The following is an 18315-nucleotide window of genomic DNA, read 5'->3' on the forward strand; positions in this document are numbered from 1 at the left end:
TCTTGTCAGGCTAGGTCTTCGGCAGCGTGACGCCACGCTGTCCCTGGTACTTGCCGCCCCGATCCTTGTACGACGTCTCGCAGACCTCGTCGGACTCGAAGAACAGCACCTGCGCCACGCCTTCGTTGGCGTAAATCTTCGCCGGCAGCGGCGTGGTGTTCGAGAATTCCAGCGTCACGTAGCCCTCCCATTCGGGTTCGAACGGCGTCACGTTCACGATTATGCCGCAGCGGGCGTACGTCGACTTGCCCAGGCACACCGTGAGCACATTGCGCGGAATGCGGAAGTATTCGACGGTGCGTGCGAGCGCGAACGAGTTCGGCGGGATGATGCAGACATCGCTCGAGACGTCGACGAACGACTTCTCGTCGAAATTCTTCGGGTCGACGATGGTCGAGTTGATGTTCGTGAAGATCTTGAATTCAGGCGCGCAACGAATGTCGTAGCCGTAGCTCGACGTGCCGTAGCTGACGATCTTTTGCCCGTCCTGGGAATACCGGATCTGCGACGGTTCGAAGGGCTCGATCATGCCGTGCTCTTCGGCCATGCGCCGGATCCACTTGTCGGACTTGATGCTCATGTGTGGGCCTGAATTCGGGGAGTACGTGAAAAAGTGGGCGTATTTTACGCGATTGTTGCGGTGCGGTGAGATTTTCCCCCGCGCCGCGCCGCCCGGGGCGCCCGAGCCCCGGCGGGCGGCCTTTTCGGGCGCCTCAGGTGTTCTGCACCACGATCGACGGGAACTTGCTCGTCATGTCCTTCTGCTTCGACGCGATCTTGACGGCCACCTTGCGCGCGATAGCCTTGTAGAGCTCGGCCACGCGCCCGTCCGGGTCGCCCACCACGCTCGGCATGCCGGCATCGGCGTGCACGCGGATGCTCATCTCCAGCGGCAGCTTGCCCAGCAGGTCGACGTCGAAATCGTGACTCATGCGCTCACCGCCGCCCACGCCAAAAATCGGCTCCTCATGACCGCAGTTCGAGCAGATGTGCAGGCTCATGTTCTCGATCAGACCGAGGATCGGCACGCCGACCTTCTCGAACATCTTGAGCCCCTTGCGGGCGTCGAGCAGCGCCAGGTCCTGCGGCGTCGTCACGATGACCGCGCCGGTGACGGGGACCTTTTGCGCGAGCGTGAGCTGGATGTCGCCCGTGCCAGGCGGCATGTCGACGATCAGATAGTCGAGATCGTGCCAGTTCGTCTGGTTGAGCAGTTGCTCGAGCGCCTGCGTAACCATCGGACCACGCCAGACCATCGGGTTGTCCGGCTCGATCAGAAAACCGATGGAGCTCGCCTGCAGGCCATGGCCGACCATCGGCTCGAGCGTCTTGCCATCCTTGGATTCCGGCTTACCGTGAATACCGAGCAACGTGGGCAGCGACGGGCCATAGATGTCGGCGTCGAGAATGCCGACATTGGCGCCCTCGGCGGCCAGCGCGAGTGCCAGGTTCACGGCCGTGGTGCTTTTGCCCACGCCGCCCTTGCCCGAAGCGACGGCCACGATGTTCTTGACATTGGGAAGGAGCTTCACCCCGCGCTGCACCGCATGGGCTACGATTTTCTGGCTGATTTCGACGGCCACGCGCTCGACTCCGGGCAACTTGCCGACGGCCTCGGTAATTCGCGCGCGCATGGCGTCGAACTGGCTCTTCGCGGGATAGCCGAACTCGATCTGAATGCCGACGTGGCCATGCTCGGCCGCCACCTGCTTGACATACTTCCCGGCGATCAGGTCGAGCCCCGTGTCGGGGTCGACGATGCCACGCAGCACTTCATTGATTTGGGTGACTTCCATGTGGGTCTCTCGTTCTGTCGAGTCACGCCGGGAGACGCCCGGCATGGCGCTAACAACTTGTAACATCCGTGGCGCACGCTCTCGATTAGGATGCGAGGCGCGCGTGTCATGGGGAACCTGCCGCCGCGGCATTCAGTCCTTGCCCGCGGTCGACACTCAGCGCTATTGTAAAAGACCGCGCGCCCTCAGGTTCAAAACCCCTGCGGTGCGCACGTGCTTCGGCGAAGTGCTCACGCGTGTCTCATCACTGCTAGCTAATCGAGAAGGAGCCTCAAATGAATAAGAACACTCTGCGCGCTTCCGCGCTCGTCCTGGTCTCTGCCGCACTGCTGGCCGGTTGCCAGACGCCGCAGGGCACCAACACGGCGGTCGGCACCGGCGTCGGTGCGGCCGTCGGGGCGGGGCTCGGCAACCTGATCGGCGGCAACACCACCGGCACGCTGATCGGCGCCGCGGTGGGCGCGGCCGCGGGCGGTGCCGCCGGTTACAACTGGCAATCCATCAAGAACACCCTCGGCGGCCACACCGCCGGCACGGGCACCACGATTTCCGAACAGCCGGACGGCTCGCTCAAGGTCGCGGTTCCCAGCGACGTGACGTTCGCCACGGGCAGCGCGGTCATCAACCAGAACTTCCGCAGCGTGCTCGACGACGTCGCCACGTCCCTCAACCAGAATCCGGGCATCACCGCCAACATCGTGGGCCACACCGACAGCACCGGTGGCGACCGCATCAACGTGCCGCTGTCGCAACAGCGTGCCGCCAACGTGGCCCAGTACCTCACGAGCCGCGGCGTTGCCCCCAATCGCCTGAGCGCCACCGGCGTCGCTTCGAGCCAGCCGATCGCTTCGGACGCCACGGCGCAGGGCCGCGCCCAGAACCGTCGCGTGGAAATCCTGCTGCACGCGCCGAACCAGCAAGCGCCGCGCGGCTGATCGGCCGCCCGATCGGGCCCGTCCCGATGCGAGACATGCCCGGTTCGCCGGGCATGTTTCGTTTCGGGGGCACGAATGGCCGGTTCAACCAGGCGCCCAATGCGCACGGAATGAGGTATGGTGCATCGCAGCATCGAAAGTCCGGGCTTCCGTTGAACTATTCCCCATACCTTGGCTCAGACCCTTCGGAAGTGCCTACCGTGGGCGCTTCCATCTCCTCTTTGTTATTGACGTTACGTGTGCCTAGTTATGCCGGAACCTCGTTCCGGCTTTTTTTTGGCCGCTCGCCGCCTGCTGGCGACAGGCCGGCGCCCGCGTCGGTCGCCACCGCCCGGGCCCGCACCACGGCGTCGCGTTGGGCGGCAACCCGCCCCGCCTGCTAGAATCGTCCTTTCCCGGTTCCCTCAACGCACAGTCAATCCTCATGTCCCGTCGCATTCTCGTCACATCCGCCCTGCCGTACGCCAATGGCCAGATTCATATCGGCCACCTGGTGGAGTACATCCAGACCGACATCTGGGTGCGGTTCATGCGGATGCAGGGTCACGAGGTGTACTACGTGGGCGCCGACGACACGCACGGCACGCCGGTCATGCTGCGCGCCGAGAAGGAGGGGCTCACGCCCAGGCAGCTCATCGAGCGCGTCTGGAAGGAGCACAAGCGCGACTTCGACAGCTTCGGCATCTCGTTCGACAACTACTATTCGACGGATTCCGAAGAAAATCGCGAATTGTCCGAAAGCGTCTATCTGGCGCTCAAGGAACAGGGTCTGATTGAAGCGCGCGATATCGAACAGGCGTACGACCCGGTCAAGGAAATGTTCCTGCCGGATCGCTTCATCAAGGGCGAATGTCCGAAGTGCGGCGCCAAGGACCAGTACGGCGACTCGTGCGAGGTCTGCGGCTCGACCTACGCGCCGACCGACCTGCTCAACCCGTATTCGGTGGTCTCGGGCGCCACGCCCGTGCGCAAGACGTCCACGCACTACTTCTTCAAGCTCTCCGACAAGCGCTGCGAGCAGTTCCTGCGCCGGTGGGTCGCCGGCCTGGCACAGCCCGAGGCCGCCAACAAGATGAAGGAATGGCTCGGCGAGGACGGCGAGTCCACGCTCGCCGACTGGGACATCTCGCGCGACGCGCCCTATTTCGGGTTCGAAATTCCCGGCGCCCCGGGCAAGTACTTCTACGTGTGGCTCGACGCGCCGGTGGGCTACTACGCCAGCTTCAAGAACCTGTGCAAGCAGCGCGGGCTGAATTTCGACGAGTGGGTCAAGCCCGGCACCACGACCGAGCAGTACCACTTCATCGGCAAGGACATCCTGTACTTCCACACGCTGTTCTGGCCGGCGATGCTCGAATTCTCGGGACATCGCACGCCGACGAACGTGTTCGCGCACGGTTTCCTGACGGTCGACGGCCAGAAGATGTCGAAGTCGCGCGGCACGTTCATCACGGCGCAGAGCTTCATCGACACGGGCCTCAACCCGGAATGGCTGCGTTACTACATCGGCGCCAAGCTGGGCAGCACGATGGAAGACCTCGATCTCAACCTCGATGACTTCATCGCGCGCGTGAACAGCGATCTGGTCGGCAAGTACGTGAACATTGCGAGCCGCGCCGCGGGTTTCCTCATCAAGCGTTTCGAGGGGCGCGTGTCGCCCGGGGCCATGCAGACGGCCCTGCTCGACCAGATTCGCGCCGCCGCGCCGCAGATCGCCGCGCATTACGAGGCGCGCGAATTCGGCAAGGCACTGCGCCTGGTGATGGAGCAGGCCGACGCCGTGAACGGCTACGTCGACACGGTCAAGCCGTGGGATCTCGCCAAGGACCCGGCACAGGCCGGTGCGCTGCACGAAGCCTGCTCGGTCTGCCTCGAAGCCTTCCGCCTGCTCACGCTTTACCTCAAGCCGGTGCTGCCCACGACCGCCGAGGCCGTGGAGCGCTTTCTGAACATCGCGCCGCAAACGTGGCAGGACGTGAGCCGCCCGCTCACCGCCGAGTCCGCCATCAATGCCTACAAGCACCTGATGACGCGCGTCGAAGGCAAGCAGGTCGAAGCCCTGCTCGCCGCCAATCGCGATTCGCTGCAAGCCGCCACGCCCACCGCGGACACGGCGAATGCCGCGGCTGCGAAGGGCAAGGCGACCAAGGCGGTGGACAAAGTGGAAAAATCCGCTGACGACGGCGTCATCACGATCGACGACTTCGCGAAGATCGACCTGCGCATCGCTCGCATCGTCGACTGCAAGGCGGTCGAGGGCTCCGACAAACTGCTGCAGCTCACGCTCGACGTGGGCGAAGCGCAGACGCGCAACGTTTTCTCCGGCATCAAGTCGGCCTATCCGCAGCCGGAGGCGCTCGTGGGCAAGCTCACCGTCATGGTGGCGAACCTTGCCCCGCGCAAGATGAAGTTCGGCCTGTCCGAAGGCATGGTGCTGGCCGCCTCGGCGGCCGACGAGAAGGCCGAACCGGGCATCTACATCCTGGAGCCGCACGCAGGCGCGAAGCCGGGCATGCGCGTCAAGTAAGCCACGCGATCATCCACCGGGAGCGCCCCGCTTTCCCGGACAAAACACCCCGAGCGCCGGATTCCCGGCCTCGGGGTGTTTCGTTTCACGCCCGGCGCATGCGGAAATTGAAGTGATCCGTGCGCGTGTCGCCTATCGCAGATGCTCGACCGGCAATGCCGTCGTGAATTTCACGGTTTCCATCGAGAAGCTCGCGCTGATGTCCTGCAGATCGGCGACGCGGATGAGTTTTTTGTAGAACCGGTCGTAGGCCGCGATATCCGGCAAATAAACCTTGAGCAGATAGTCGATGTCGCCGGCCATGCGATGGATCTCCACGATTTCCGGCAACTCGCGCGCGCCGGCGACGAAGCGCACCATCCAGTCCTCGCTGTGCGTGGCGGCCTTGATGAACACGAACGCCGTGACGCGCAGATCCAGTTGCTGCGGGTCGCACAGCGTGACCTGCCCGGTGATCACCCCGCTCTCGCGCAAACGCTGCACCCGGCGCCAGCACGGCGTGGGCGACAGATGCACGGCTTCGGCCAGCTCGCCCAGCGAGCGTGAGGCATCGGCTTGCAGATTTTCGAGTATTGCGAGATCGGTTTTGTCCACGATGCCCCTTTGACAGGAAAACTTTTCCAAATCCTACCCGAATACGGGAGAAATTTGAAAGCCTTTACCCCTCGATGGCACGTAGACTTCGGAAACATTCCGAAATCAGGGGACAACATGAAAATCTTCACTCAGCACCCAGCCTCTGTCGGCGAAAACTACCTCCAGCACATGGGTTCCGCGCTGTCGTTCGCGCTACCGCTGCTCGGCGCCTTCCTGGCCTGTCTCGTGCACGCGCTGCTGCCGTTCCTGTTCGAGAAGACAGGCAGCCGGCTGATCGTGCGGCTGCACGAGCGCATGGTGACGAATCGTCATCGGCATGGGTCGCAATCCACATCGCAATCCGGGGCGCAACCGGCGCAGCGCGGGCGGACCACACCGCCCACCCGGTAACGCCGGTAACGCCGGTTACCGCGAGGGCGTCGGGTCACGGACGCTCCGAGCCCGGATCGGGTGAGCGCGACGTGACCGTCACCCGGCCGTCGGGACCGAAGTGGGCGTTAAACATGCCCGGCGTGTTCACCCCATCCTCCAGCCAGCGCCAGCTCCATACCGTTTCCTTCTTCAGCGGGTATTGCGCCACGCTGGTCGGCTTGCCGAGCAACCGCCGCACGTCGTCCTGCGTCATGCCGGGCTGCACCTGCTGGAGGTTCTCGGCGGTCAGTGCCTGGATCACGCCGCGCAGCTTGCCGTCGGGCGCGATGTCGACCATGTAGGTCCGCAACCCGCCCGGCGAGCGCGGGTATTCAAGCCGACGCGAGCCGTCATCGTTCTCCCACACGATTTCAGGCTTGCCCATCTGCTCGCGCACCTGCGCCTCGGTCGTTACCCCCGGCGTGAGGTTGCGCAGCAGCATGTCGTCGGGCTTGACGGCATTGAACGTATCGCGCGCCTTTTCCCGCACCTTGTCGATCTGCTGCTGATCGCACCCGAACAGCCCCAGCAGACTTGCGAACAATCCCATGGCGACTCCCCAACGAAGGCCGCGGCGCAGACCCTGCGCCGGGTGGTCCAAACTACGCGACGTTGTCATCGGCATTCCTCCTCCCACATCCGTCAGTCGAAACGACGGTTGAACAACACATCGAAACCCGACAGCGAGCCGGTGCGCAGCACCAGTTGCCAGCGGCGCGAAAGCTGCCACGTGATCTTCACGATACTCGCGGCGCTCGTCAGGCTTTGCTCATAGCCCAGCGCGAAGCTGTCGGAGATCGCCTTGCCGACCTTCACGACCTGCTGGTCGTCGGGCAATCCCGAATCGCTGGTGCCGATGCTGAATTCGTCGATCCCGAGATCCTTGATGATGCGCTTGCCGCCGGTCGTGCCGAGCAGCGCCGAAGCGGCGCCCGCCATCGCCTGCCGCTGGCCGAGTCCCGCACCGTCGGGGCCGTGGCCGAACATCAGCCACGACAGCTTTTCTTCGTCGGACACGTTCGGCTCCGAGACCAGTGACACGCGAAGCTGCCGCACCGTGCCCGTCACCAGCACACCCGCCGCAACTTCCTGATTGCGGCGCATCGCCTGAATGTAGACGTTGGGATTGTCGAGCGGGCCGACGAAGTTGATCTGGCCGCGCTCGATCGCGAGCTTTCGGTCGAACGCCTCGTAAGTCCCCTCGGCCACGGTGATCGTGCCGGTCGCGCGCATCGGTGTGAGCGGGTCGCTTTGCAGGCGCACGCTGCCGCGCAGCAGCAGATCGGCACCGGCGCCGACAAAGCGGAAATCCCTGCCCAGGTTCAGCGCCAGATCGACGTGCGGCGAGAAGCGACTCGCCGGCTTGTCGCCGATGCGTGCGGCTTCGTCGCGGGCATCGAGCGGCCTGGTACGCGCCTGCGCGCCGCCGCGCACGACAATGACATCGTCGCCCAGCTTCGGCGCACTCGACGGCGGCAATGCGAAACGCGCGCGATCGACGGTGAAATTCCCGGTCACGGACGCCGCATCGCCACTGCCGGTCGCCCGGGCCTCTCCGCTCAGCGACAGTTGTCGGTCGGGCGCGGCGAACAGTTGCAGCTTGTCGGCCACGAGCGCGATGCCCAGCGTCGGCTCGGGCGTGTCGAGCCGAATGTTGCCGCTTGCCCGCGCCGTGCCGCCGCCACCGCCCGTGACCACCACGTCGCGCAGGACGATCTCGTTCGGCGTGAGCGAGACACGCACACGCCCGTCCTTGACGCTCACGCCCGTATCGAACATCTGCACCGCCAGGTCGTCAGCCGTCAGCTCGCCGGTCGGACGGGGCTTGGCGACCGTACCCGCCAGCGCGACTTGCAGGTTGGCCCGTCCCTTGAACGCGAACTGCGCCCCCGCCAAATCTTCGAATCGGGACAGATCGGGAATGGCGAGTGCGATACGGCCGGACAGCGGAGCGTCGTCCGGTAGCGAGGGAATACCGTTTTGCACGTGCAGGCCGGACTTCACGTCGGCGTCGAGCGTGCCCACGAGTGAGGACACTGCCCTGACCCTGGCGTTGGCCGATTGCCCGGACAGGTCGATGCGCGTGCGCAGTTCGGAGATACCGAGCGGCACGCGCGCCCCGACACCGCCCTTCTCCGCCGTCAGGCCGGGGATGCCGGTGACCGTCACGTTGACATGCTCGTTGATGCCGCCCCGGCGCAGGGTCACGTCGCCGCTGCGGCGCACGATCTCGACGAAACCGTCGGCGCGCTGACCGGCTCGCACATCCCACTTGCCATCGAGCACGAGATTGCTCTCCACCGGCATCGGCGCCCCGGTAAAGGACTGCACCACGTTCAGCACCTGGGCAATGTCGAGCGTATCGAGCGCACCCGCGGTCTTCAGTTGACCGTCGCCGTAGTCCAGATGGGTGAGCGCCAGCGTGCCCGCCCCCGTCACCAGACGGGCCGCGCCCAGACGCACTCGGTCGGCGCTCGCTTCGACCTGCCATGGGGCCGAAAGCCTGAGCTTCGGCACGCCGGCGTTCTCCAGCGTCTGAATGGTGCCGCGCCACCCCGGCTTGCCGCGCGTGTTCGTCACGGCGCCTGCCGCATCGACATTCATGTCGAGCGGCGCCTGACGCAGCTTGCCCGCCGCCTTGAGATGCAGCGTGTGGGCCCCCCGCGTGCCGGCCAGCGCGAGCGACAGGCGGTCCAGTCGCGCGATCTCGCTCGAGAATCCGCGTCCGTCGAGTGTGACGTTGAGCCGGTCGCTCGCCGCGCCGGGCAAGCCGCCGCTCACATCCACCTTACCCGACAGATGTTCGAGCTTTTGCGCGCCGAAAACCAGCTTGTCGGCCGACAATGTCGCCACCACCGCCGGACGCTCGATCGTGCCCGAGACCTGCCCGTCGAGTTGCAGGCGCCCCGCGAGGCCGAAACCGAGCTTGTCGAGCGACGGGGCGTCGACGTTGACCGACATCCGGTCGCCAGCCGCGCCGAAACTGCCGCGCAACGCCACCTTGTTGCCGGCCACGAGCAGGTTGGCATCGCTGGGCATGAGCCGCGTTCCCTCGATTCGCACCGTGCCGGCGCCGCTCATCGGCAAATCGGCGTACACACTGTCCTGCAACGCGAACTTCAGCGCCAGACCGAACGCCGGGCGCAGCGCGCCCTGCGCATCGAGCTGGCCGGTGACGCTGGCCGTCGGCGTTTTCTGCCCGCGCCTGGGCGGGCCGTAAAGGTCGTACCAGGCCGCCGGATCGAAACGGGAGAGCTTGATCTGTGCGCGATAGGCACCGGTGTCTCCGTTCTCGAGCACACCGGTCGCGGTGACCTTGCCAGCGCCCGCGTCCAGCGACAGCGCGTGGATCGTGGTGCCCTTCGCATCGAGGCCGACATCGGCCAGCACCCGGCGCGCGGCGTCGCGCCAGTCGAGCACGATGCGTTGGCCCGTGGCATCGAGTTTGACATCGAGCGGACCGCCAAGCTTCGTCGCAGGCAACTTGCCGTACAAGGCGCGCAGGTCGAGATCGCGCAGGGTGAAGGCGAAGCCGCCGACCGTGGCTTCGGTCGCCGCTCCCGCTGTCGCACCGGTACCCGATGTAGCCGATGCACCCGATGCACCCGACGCGCTCGCTGCCTGCGGCGGTGCCGGCGTCGCGGCGCTATCCGAGACGACGGCGGCCACCTTCTCGCGGCGCAGTTCGCCGCTACCTGTCAGCACGGCACGCCCTGCAAGCTTCAGTTCGATGCCGGTGAGCGCCTGACGCGTAGCGTCGAGCAGCACCTGCGTGCGCAGGCTTTCGACCGGCAATGCGCCAGCGTCGATGGCGCCCGGCTTCGCATTGATCACCGACACCGGTCCGAGCACGCGAAAGACCTTCGCGCCAGGTTCGGGACGCAGATCGGCGCGTACCGCGAGGTCCGCCTGCGGTGCCCCCGGCGCGAAATCGTGCGGATTGAGGTGATCGAGTGCGATCTGCGCACGCGACAGCGGCACGGCGCCGAAGGGCGACGCCGCGATGTGCGCCGTGCCATTGAGCTTCTCGCCGCTCGCGCTCAGGTCGACGACAAGCGCGTCGAGCGATCCCGTCAGGTTCGCCTGCAACGCGACGGGAATGTCGCCCGCCTTCGCCTGCAGCCCCACGTTGCCGCCAAGCGCGAACGGACGCCGCCCGTTGAGTTGCAGGCTGGCCTGTGCTTCGCCATAGGGCGTGCCCAGGTGCTCGATCTGGATCGTGTGCTGCGTGCCGTCGCTGCGCGCCGCCACGCGAATGTCTTCCAGCACGAGCTCCGGCGCATGCAACGTAAGCTTCGCCACGCGCACATCGTTCAACGTCAGCCCCAGTGGCAGACGCAGGCTTTGCGGCAAGGTCGCCGGAGTGGTCGAGGGTGGCGACGGCGCGAATGCCAGGTCGACATCGCCCACGTGCAGTTTGTCGACGGTGAAATGCAGCGGTCGCACGCGCAGTGCCCAGCGGCTGTCCAGACGGCTGACGGTGATGCGCGTCGCGCCATCGAGATAGCGCACGTCGTTCACGGTGAAGCCGTTCGCGAAGCTGCCGCCGCGCCACTCGCCCGAGAGCTTGCCGCCGAGCGTCGACACGGCCGCCTGCCATAACCAGCGACTGCCGCGCTCGCTCGACATCGCCCACAGCAGGGCGCCGATGGCAAGCACCACGATGAGCAGCACGGCAAGCAGGGTCGCCAGAAGCGCGCGGCCCCAGCGTCGCCGGTGCGCCGGCGGCGGTGTGTCACCCGGCGGCGGTGCGGGCGGCGGTGGCGTCGATGGGTCGCCGCCCGGCAGCCCTTGCGCACCGGGTCGCGTGAGCGTGGGTTCGTGTCCGATGTCGCGAATCTCGCTCGCCATGGCGGCGGGCGTCCGCGGGTTCAGGGGCATCGTCGTCATCAGAACGCCACCCCCAGCGAGATCGACGGGCGCAAGCGCCGGTCGCGCACGCCGTAACCGAGGTCGACGTTGACCGGGCCCACCGGACTGCGCCAGCGCACGCCGAGACCCACGCCGTGGTAGAGCGGCGTGGGATGGCGGTAGTCGTCGGTGGCCGTGCCGACGTCCCAGAAGACCGCGCCGCCCCAGTCGCGCGTGACCCAGCGTTGGTATTCGAGGCTGGCCGTGCCGAGGTATTTGGTCGGGAACGTCGTGCCGTTCTGCTGGCGACCGATGCTCTGGAAGTTATAGCCCCGGATCGACGAGGTGCCGCCCGCGAAGAACAGCAGCGACGACGGAATGCGATCGCTGTTGCCGTTCGTGATCACGGCCCCCAGTTCCAGGCGCGCGAGCACGAGGTCGCGCTGTCCTACCGGGAAGTACTGGCGGATACGGCCATACAGTCGCGCGAAGCTCTGGTCGGTGAGCACCGGCTTGGCGGCAAAACCGATCTGCGTGTTGATGATGTTGCCCTTGCGCGGGAAGATCAGGTCGTCCACGTCGCGGCGGTTCCATGCGAACGCGGGCACCAGCGCCTTGTTCACGAAGCGCGTGCCGCCGTCGGGACGCTCGTCGGTGTGATACCAGTCGAGCGTGTAGGCCCAGTCGTAGCGCTCGCGCGAGCGCGCGCGCTTGATGCCGATCTGCGCCGAGCGCTGATCGAGACCATTCAGGTACGTGCGCTCGTACGACGCGCGGGTACTGTTGGTATATGCCGTGCTGTCCGGCGGCATCGCGATCTCGGCGTAGCCGCCCTGGCGATACTGCTCGAGGCGGGCCTGCGTGTCGAACGTCCACGCCCGGCCGAAGAGGTTGTAGTACGAATACCGGCCGTTCACGCTCGCGCCGGTGTCGGTCGTGTAACCCACGCCGCTTTGCACACGTTGCGTGGGGAATTCGCGCACCTTCACCTCGACCGGCGCCCGTTCGGCCTTCGACGGATCTTCCGTCACCTCGATGATGACGTTGGAGAAATACGGTGTGGCCTGGATCTGACGTTGCAGCTCCTGCAGACGATCGGCATCGAACGGCTCGCCCTCCTCGAGCGGATTGACGTTGCGGATGATCTGCTCGGGATAGCGCCGCGTGCCGCTGATGACGAGCGGCCCCAGCGTGAACGCCGGGCCGCTGTCGAAGGTCGCGGCCAGCGACGCCGTGTCGCTGTCGGCGTCGATCACCGCGCGCGAGAAGCTCATCTTCGCCGCGTGGTAGCGCTTCTGCCCCAGTTGGAACAGCGTGTCGTTCTTGGCCTGATCCCAGTCCGCCTGACGAAACGGTGCGTCCACAGGCAGTTCCCACGCATTGCGCAACTGCGTGACGCGTTGCGGCTCCTGCTCGAGGATCGGCCCCGTGAACTCCACGTCGAGGCTCCTGATGTGCGTGCGCGGCCCCGACGCCACCGTGACCCGTACATCGCGCTTGCCATTGACGGTCGTGACGTCCACATGGGTGACAGGAGAAAAATAACCCTCGGTCGAAGTCAGTTCCTGCACCTGCGCGCCCACGGTCGCCACGAGGTGTTCGAACTGGGCGTCGCCGATGTCGTCGCGCGAGGCGAAACGCACCAGGTCGAGGTTGTCCTTGAGGAGCTTGGCCAGGCCGTTGGGCGCATCGATGCGCACACGATAGTCGGCCTGTGCGGTGCCCGACACGACCAGGCCGCATGCGAGTGCGGCCATCGCCATCCAGGTGGCGGGGCGGGTGCGCAAAGGACGCACACCGAAGCGACGACGAGCGCCGTAACCGGGTTTGATCTGCGAGACGGTCAAAACCTTCCTTGGAGTGTGAAATACCGCCGCCGGTGGTCCGGCGTGCGGTCGATGATGCCAGTCAATGCCCTGATGCCGTGGCGCCCTGCGCCAGGATGCCGCCCCCGTATGGCACGGCATCGCAACAGGCAATGCGTATGTGAGTCGTATTTGAACATATCCCCAGCGCCGGTTCACCTTGTGTCCCAAAACAGCCCAAACGGTGAATCGGGGTGCGTTTGCGGTAGAATCTGCGTCGATTGGCGCCGTTGCGACGGCGTCGTTTTTGCCTATTCTTTAAGCAATTCGACCATGTACGAGTCCGACATCACCCAATTCATCAAGCAACTGAAGGCTGAGAAGCCGACGCTGGAGGCGGAGCAGCGCCAAGGCCGCGCCCTGCTGTGGGACAAGCAACCGATCGATCTGGACGAGCGCAGCCGCGCCCAGCAGTCGCGCGTGGCACAGCAGCCGTACGTCTACCAGAGCGAGTAAATCGCCCCTGCCCCGACATCCTGTCAATTCCGGCCGAGTCCCGCATTGAATCCGAGTACGCCCGACGATCCGTCGCATCCGCCCGAGCCGGTCCCCGAGATCGCGCCGGTGCCCGAGCACGCCGACGCCGCGCCCGGAGATTCGACGGCGGATGCGCCGGCGCGGCAGGGGGTCGAAGGCAGCGCCGAGGCCGCGCCCGCGCGGGTGCGCCCGCCCGACCCGGCGGCCACCGAGCTGCCCGCGCCTCAGGAAGGCCACGACTCCACGCCCGATACCGTGGACGGTGTCGCACGGGCGCGCCTGTATGGCGAGCCGCTGTTCGCGCTGCCGAATGATCTCTACATTCCGCCGGATGCCCTTGAAGTCTTTCTCGAAGCCTTCGAAGGTCCGCTCGACCTGTTGCTGTATCTGATCCGCAAGCAGAACTTCAACGTGCTCGACATTCCGATGGCGCAGGTCACCAAGCAGTATCTGCTCTACGTCGATCAGATTCGCCGCACCAACCTCGAGTTGGCCTCGGAATATCTGCTCATGGCGGCGATGCTCATCGAGATCAAGTCGCGCATGTTGCTGCCGGTCAAGAAGGCCGACACGGGCGAGGAAGCCGAGGACCCGCGCGCCGAACTCGTGCGCCGTCTGCTCGAATACGAACAGATGAAGCTTGCCGCGCAGAAACTCGATACGCTGCCGGTGCTCGGGCGCGACTTTCTGCGCTCGCAGGTTTATATCGAACAAAGCCTTCAGCCGCGCTTCCCCGACGTCGATGCCGAGGATCTGCGCGCGGCCTGGGCCGAGGTGCTGCGCCGGGCCAAGCTCGTGCAGCATCACAAGATCTCGCGCGAGGAGCTCTCGGTGCGCGAGCACATGAGTCAGATCCTGCGGCGGTTGCAGGGGGCGCGCTTCATGGAGTTCACCGAACTCTTCGACGTCACGCGCGGCGTGCCCGTCGTCGTGGTCAACTTCATCGCCATGCTCGAACTCTCGCGCGAATCGCTGCTCGAGATCACGCAGGCCGAGCCGTTCGCGCCGATCTATGTGCGCCTGACCTATTCTCCCAACGCGTAAGTTCGCTTGCGCCACGCACGGAACCCCAATGAAAGTCATTCCCTCGATTCAGGAACTGCGCGACCAGATGCGCGGGCAGAATCGCGTCGCCTTCGTGCCCACCATGGGCAATCTGCATGAAGGGCACCTGTCGCTGATGCGCCTCGCGCGCCAGCATGGCGATCCGGTCGTGGCCAGCATTTTCGTGAACCGCCTGCAGTTCGGGCCGAACGAGGATTTCGACAAGTATCCGCGCACGATGGCCGACGATGTCGAGAAGCTCACGCGCGAGAACGTCTACGTGCTGTTCGCGCCGGACGAGAAGGAGATGTACCCGGAGCCGCAGGAATACCGTGTCGAGCCGCCGCACGATCTTGGCGACATTCTCGAAGGCGAATTCCGCCCCGGCTTCTTCAAGGGCGTATGCACGGTCGTGACCAAGCTCTTTTCCTGCGTGCAGCCGCGCGTGGCCGTGTTCGGCAAGAAGGATTACCAGCAACTGATGATCGTGCGCAGCATGTGCCGTCAGTTCGCGCTGCCCATCGAGATCATCGCCGCCGAGACCGTGCGCGCCGACGACGGCCTGGCGCTGTCCTCGCGCAACCGTTATCTCTCCGACGCCGAGCGCGCCGAAGCCCCGGAACTCTACCGACTGCTCAACCAGATTCGCGACGACGTGAACGGCGGCAACACGCACTATGCGGCCCTCGAGGCCGCCGCCATGCAAACGCTCGTCGCACGCGGCTGGAAGCCGGACTACGTGTCGATCCGTCAGCGCGCGAACCTGCGGGCGCCGGCCCCGGGCGCGGCACCGGCCGAAAGCCTGGTCGTGCTCGCGGCCGCCAAGCTCGGCTCGACGCGCCTGATCGACAATCTCGAGATCTGAGCGCCGGGGCACGCGGCACACGGCCTTGGGGCCGGTGTCGCGCGCCCCGGCGCAAGTCGCGCGCGTGACGCCGGAGGCGATCGCGTGCGCATCACATTCGTCGCGCCAGGTGCGCGACACCGCAACACAAGAGGCAAGCCATGTACCGCACCATGCTCAAGTCGAAGATCCACCGCGCCACCGTGACGCATTGCGAATTGCATTACGAGGGCTCGTGCGCGATCGACGAAAACCTGCTCGAAGCCTCGGGCCTCGTCGAAAATGAGCAGATCGACATCTTCAACGTCAATAACGGCGAGCGTTTCACCACCTACGCCATTCGCGGCGAGCGTGGGAGCGGCATGATCTCGCTGAATGGCGCGGCCGCGCGTCGCGCGCAGCTGGGCGACATCGTGATCATCGTGTCGTACGCACAGGTCGAAGAGAAGGAAGTGCTAGCCGGCTTCAAGCCGAAACTGGTGTTCGTCGACGAGAAGAACGTGCAGAAGGGCGAGCGCGATCACGTGCCGCTGCAAGCGTGGGAAGACACCCGCGCATTCGAGGCCGCCGCGCAGACCGCCGCCAAGTAAGCCTGGCGACGCGCGCCAAATGCCAAAGGGGCCCTCGGGCCCCTTTTTCGTTGATGCCGGCATGCGGGTTATCGGTCGACGAACGCCGTGATGCCGTCCCACTGCGGCAGATCGCGTTCCACGCGCCCCGGCGCCACGTCCCACAGCGTGAGCCCGTGTGCGGCGAGTTGCACGTAGTTCTGCGTGTTGCGCAACATGCCGAGCACCGGCAACCCGGCCTCCTCGCAATAGCGCGCCAGTTGGTCGGCCGCGCGCGTGCGGGCGTCGACGCGCATGCCCACCACGCCGATGCGCACGCCACCCTCGCGTACGCGCTTCTCCTGCGCGAGCTTCTGCAGAAAGTCACGCGTGGCCAGAATGTCGAAGATCGACGGCTGCAACGGCACCAGCACGTGATCGGCCAGCTTGAGGATTGCGTCGAGGCGCTTGCCGTGCAGACCCGCCGGCGTATCGAGCACCGCGTGCGTCGTGCCCTTGGGCGGACGGGCAACTTCGTTGTGATCGACCTCCCACGTGGCGATGGGGCGCACCACGCTCGGACGCAACCCCAGCCAGGCCCGGGAAGATTGCTGCCGGTCGGTGTCGCCGAGCATCACGGCATGGCCCTGCGCCGCCAGATACCCGGCCAGATTCGTTGCGAGCGTGCTCTTGCCCACGCCCCCCTTTGGATTCGCCACCACGATCACCGGCATCACACGCTCCCCGAGGTCGATTTTCCGCACATCTTACATCGGCTCGAAGGCGACTCGATGGCGGCTCGGTGGCAGTTCGGCGGCGCCCCGTGACAGCTCGAACCAGCGGCCGGGGACGCGCTCAGCGCAGGCAGCGCCACACGCGGGCCAGATCCAGATGCGTCGCCAGCGAATCGGCCAGCCGCTCGAGCGACGCCTCTCGCAGCGCGTTGTAATCCAGCATCGCCGCGTCCCGGGCCCCCGCCCACGTCAGCAGTGCGGCGAGCGCCTGCGGTGTGTCGAACAGGCCGTGCACGTACGTGCCCATGACCTGGTCGTCGGCCGAGCGCGCGCCGTCGGCAACCACCGAGGCGTCCGTGCCGTCGCCCCCTTCCCTCGTGAGCCAGAGGGCGGGCCGCTCGAGCGCCGCCCCATGGGTGACGCCCATGTGGATCTCATAGCCGCTCACCGGGGCATGACCTGCGCTCAGCCGCCCGCTCACCACGCGCAATTGCTTGCTCGCCGCCATCGTCGTCTCGATCTCCAGCCAGCCGAGACCGGCCGTGGAGCCCGCTTCGCCCTCGACACCGAGCGGGTCGTGAATCCACGTACCCAGCATTTGCAGTCCGCCGCAAATGCCGAGCACCTTGCCGCCGTAGCGCAGATGACGCGCGATCGCCGGCGCCCAGCCCTGGGCACGCAACCAGGCGAGATCCGCGCGCACGTGCTTGCTGCCCGGCAGGACCACGAGATCGCTCGCCGGCCACGGCTCTCCGGCGCCGACATAGCGAAAGTCGACCTGCGGGTGCGCCCGCAAGGCGTCGAAATCCGTGTGATTGCTGATTCGGGGCAACGCCGGCACCGCCACGCGCAGACGCGTCTCGCCGCTCGCGGCCGCGTGACGCTCGCCCGGCAGCATGTCCTCCCCGTCCAGATGCAGCCCCTGAAGATACGGCAGCACGCCGAGCACCGGGATGCCCGTGCGGGCCGCCACCCATTCCAGACCGCTGGCGAGCAATGACGGATCGCCGCGAAACCGATTGATGACGAATCCCTGGATACGTGCGCGCTCGCTGTCCGACAGACAGGCCAGCGTGCCGACCAGTTGGGCGAACACGCCGCCGCGGTCAATGTCGGCCACGAGCAGCACTGGCGCGTCGACGGCTTCGGCGAACCCCATGTTGGCGATGTCCCGGGCGCGCAGATTCACTTCGGCCGGACTTCCCGCGCCTTCGACGAGCACGGCGTCGTAGCCGTGGCGCAGGCGCTCGTAGGCGGCGAGCACGGCCGCCATCGCCCGTGGCTTGTACTCGTGATAGGCGCGGGCATCGAGATCGGCCACGACCTTGCCGCCGATGATCACCTGCGCACCGCGATCGCTGCTCGGCTTGAGCAGCACGGGATTGAAGTCGGTGTGCGGCGCCACGCCGGCAGCCTGCGCCTGAAGCGCCTGGGCGCGTCCGATCTCGCCGCCGTCGGCCGTCACCGCGCTGTTGAGCGCCATGTTCTGCGGCTTGAACGGCGCGACCCGCACGCCCTCGCGATGCAGCAGGCGGCACAGCCCGGCCACCAGGGTGCTCTTGCCCGCGTCCGACGACGTGCCCTGAATCATCAGGGTGCCGCGGCGACCGACGGCAGGCGCGCGGAAATTGACAGGGATTTCACTCATGGCGCGAATTATCGCATCGGGCGCTCGTACAATATCGC

General features: G+C 66.1%; 15 protein-coding genes. 7 read left to right on the forward strand and 8 right to left on the reverse strand.

Annotated features, from left to right (window positions below; genetic code table 11):
• Window positions 1-10: 10 nt before the first annotated feature.
• Together dcd and apbC are read right to left on the reverse strand one after the other, a co-directional pair.
• Window positions 11-580 carry a dCTP deaminase gene (dcd, locus tag LV28_RS41710; RefSeq protein WP_023597106.1) on the reverse strand — a complete coding sequence of 190 codons (570 nt, stop codon included), beginning with the start codon at window positions 578-580 and terminating at the stop codon, window positions 11-13.
• A 133-nt stretch (window positions 581-713) separates the two neighbouring features.
• Window positions 714-1841, reverse strand: coding sequence for an iron-sulfur cluster carrier protein ApbC (gene apbC, locus LV28_RS41715; RefSeq protein WP_072619085.1), 1128 nt, complete (start codon window positions 1839-1841; stop codon window positions 714-716).
• A 230-nt stretch (window positions 1842-2071) separates the two neighbouring features.
• Between apbC and LV28_RS41720 the strand changes: the two genes are divergently transcribed.
• Together LV28_RS41720 and metG are read left to right on the forward strand one after the other, a co-directional pair.
• Complete coding sequence (locus LV28_RS41720) at window positions 2072-2731, forward strand: YiaD family glycine zipper/OmpA-like lipoprotein (protein ID WP_023597108.1); 660 nt, start codon at window positions 2072-2074, stop codon at window positions 2729-2731.
• Between the two features lie 424 nt (window positions 2732-3155).
• Complete coding sequence (gene metG, locus LV28_RS41725; RefSeq protein WP_023597109.1) at window positions 3156-5258, forward strand: methionine--tRNA ligase; 2103 nt, start codon at window positions 3156-3158, stop codon at window positions 5256-5258.
• A gap of 132 nt (window positions 5259-5390) precedes the next feature.
• Here the strand turns inward: metG and LV28_RS41730 are convergent, their stop codons facing one another.
• Window positions 5391-5852 carry an Lrp/AsnC family transcriptional regulator gene (locus LV28_RS41730; protein WP_023597110.1) on the reverse strand — a complete coding sequence of 154 codons (462 nt, stop codon included), beginning with the start codon at window positions 5850-5852 and terminating at the stop codon, window positions 5391-5393.
• A 117-nt stretch (window positions 5853-5969) separates the two neighbouring features.
• Here LV28_RS41730 and LV28_RS41735 point away from each other — a divergent pair, with 117 nt between their 5' ends.
• Complete coding sequence (locus LV28_RS41735; protein ID WP_038620308.1) at window positions 5970-6245, forward strand: DUF6356 family protein; 276 nt, start codon at window positions 5970-5972, stop codon at window positions 6243-6245.
• Between the two features lie 34 nt (window positions 6246-6279).
• On the opposite strand, the gene bamE is transcribed toward LV28_RS41735, so the two are convergent.
• From bamE to LV28_RS41750, 3 genes are all read right to left on the reverse strand, one after another.
• Window positions 6280-6816, reverse strand: a complete 537-nt coding sequence (gene bamE, locus LV28_RS41740) for an outer membrane protein assembly factor BamE domain-containing protein (protein WP_023597112.1) — start codon at window positions 6814-6816, stop codon at window positions 6280-6282.
• 92 nt (window positions 6817-6908) lie between these two features.
• Window positions 6909-11156: a translocation/assembly module TamB domain-containing protein gene (locus LV28_RS41745; RefSeq protein WP_048806552.1), complete on the reverse strand. Its 4248-nt coding sequence runs from the start codon at window positions 11154-11156 to the stop codon at window positions 6909-6911.
• Window positions 11156-12880 carry an autotransporter assembly complex protein TamA gene (locus LV28_RS41750; RefSeq protein ID WP_048806857.1) on the reverse strand — a complete coding sequence of 575 codons (1725 nt, stop codon included), beginning with the start codon at window positions 12878-12880 and terminating at the stop codon, window positions 11156-11158. Before LV28_RS41750 ends, LV28_RS41745 begins: the two co-directional genes overlap by 1 nt.
• Before the next feature lie 375 nt (window positions 12881-13255).
• Here LV28_RS41750 and LV28_RS41755 point away from each other — a divergent pair, with 375 nt between their 5' ends.
• The 4 genes from LV28_RS41755 (at window position 13256) to panD (ending at window position 15937) form a co-directional block, all read left to right on the forward strand.
• Entirely contained in the window at window positions 13256-13438 is a 183-nt protein-coding gene (locus LV28_RS41755) for a DUF3460 family protein (protein WP_023597115.1), read from the forward strand.
• Between the two features lie 204 nt (window positions 13439-13642).
• Window positions 13643-14503, forward strand: a complete 861-nt coding sequence (locus LV28_RS41760) for a segregation and condensation protein A (protein WP_028730802.1) — start codon at window positions 13643-13645, stop codon at window positions 14501-14503.
• 28 nt (window positions 14504-14531) lie between these two features.
• On the forward strand, window positions 14532-15368 hold the full coding sequence (gene panC / locus LV28_RS41765; protein WP_023597117.1) for a pantoate--beta-alanine ligase: 837 nt from the start codon (window positions 14532-14534) through the stop codon (window positions 15366-15368).
• Between the two features lie 140 nt (window positions 15369-15508).
• Complete coding sequence (panD, locus tag LV28_RS41770; protein WP_023597118.1) at window positions 15509-15937, forward strand: aspartate 1-decarboxylase; 429 nt, start codon at window positions 15509-15511, stop codon at window positions 15935-15937.
• A 68-nt stretch (window positions 15938-16005) separates the two neighbouring features.
• Here the strand turns inward: panD and LV28_RS41775 are convergent, their stop codons facing one another.
• Window positions 16006-16629 carry a nucleotide-binding protein gene (locus tag LV28_RS41775; protein WP_024788573.1) on the reverse strand — a complete coding sequence of 208 codons (624 nt, stop codon included), beginning with the start codon at window positions 16627-16629 and terminating at the stop codon, window positions 16006-16008.
• Between the two features lie 121 nt (window positions 16630-16750).
• Window positions 16751-18277 (reverse strand): cobyric acid synthase, encoded by a 1527-nt coding sequence (locus LV28_RS41780; protein ID WP_031627360.1) that lies wholly within the window; start codon window positions 18275-18277, stop codon window positions 16751-16753.
• Between the last annotated feature and the right edge of the window lie 38 nt (window positions 18278-18315).

Source organism: Pandoraea pnomenusa (assembly GCF_000767615.3).
GTDB classification, from domain to species: domain Bacteria; phylum Pseudomonadota; class Gammaproteobacteria; order Burkholderiales; family Burkholderiaceae; genus Pandoraea; species Pandoraea pnomenusa.

Excerpts from the sequence above, each read along its gene's own strand:
- LV28_RS41735 (WP_038620308.1), top strand. The coding sequence starts at position 5,970 with ATGAAAATCTTCACTCAGCACCCAGCCTCTGTCGGCGAAAACTACCTC.
- LV28_RS41720 (WP_023597108.1), top strand. The coding sequence starts at position 2,072 with ATGAATAAGAACACTCTGCGCGCTTCCGCGCTCGTCCTGGTCTCTGCC.
- metG (WP_023597109.1), top strand. The coding sequence starts at position 3,156 with ATGTCCCGTCGCATTCTCGTCACATCCGCCCTGCCGTACGCCAATGGC.
- apbC (WP_072619085.1), bottom strand. The coding sequence starts at position 1,841 with ATGCCGGGCGTCTCCCGGCGTGACTCGACAGAACGAGAGACCCACATG.
- LV28_RS41755 (WP_023597115.1), top strand. The coding sequence starts at position 13,256 with ATGTACGAGTCCGACATCACCCAATTCATCAAGCAACTGAAGGCTGAG.
- LV28_RS41750 (WP_048806857.1), bottom strand. The coding sequence starts at position 12,880 with ATGGCGATGGCCGCACTCGCATGCGGCCTGGTCGTGTCGGGCACCGCA.
- panC (WP_023597117.1), top strand. The coding sequence starts at position 14,532 with ATGAAAGTCATTCCCTCGATTCAGGAACTGCGCGACCAGATGCGCGGG.
- LV28_RS41775 (WP_024788573.1), bottom strand. The coding sequence starts at position 16,629 with ATGCCGGTGATCGTGGTGGCGAATCCAAAGGGGGGCGTGGGCAAGAGC.
- bamE (WP_023597112.1), bottom strand. The coding sequence starts at position 6,816 with ATGGGATTGTTCGCAAGTCTGCTGGGGCTGTTCGGGTGCGATCAGCAG.
- LV28_RS41780 (WP_031627360.1), bottom strand. The coding sequence starts at position 18,277 with ATGAGTGAAATCCCTGTCAATTTCCGCGCGCCTGCCGTCGGTCGCCGC.
- panD (WP_023597118.1), top strand. The coding sequence starts at position 15,509 with ATGTACCGCACCATGCTCAAGTCGAAGATCCACCGCGCCACCGTGACG.
- LV28_RS41745 (WP_048806552.1), bottom strand. The coding sequence starts at position 11,156 with ATGACGACGATGCCCCTGAACCCGCGGACGCCCGCCGCCATGGCGAGC.
- dcd (WP_023597106.1), bottom strand. The coding sequence starts at position 580 with ATGAGCATCAAGTCCGACAAGTGGATCCGGCGCATGGCCGAAGAGCAC.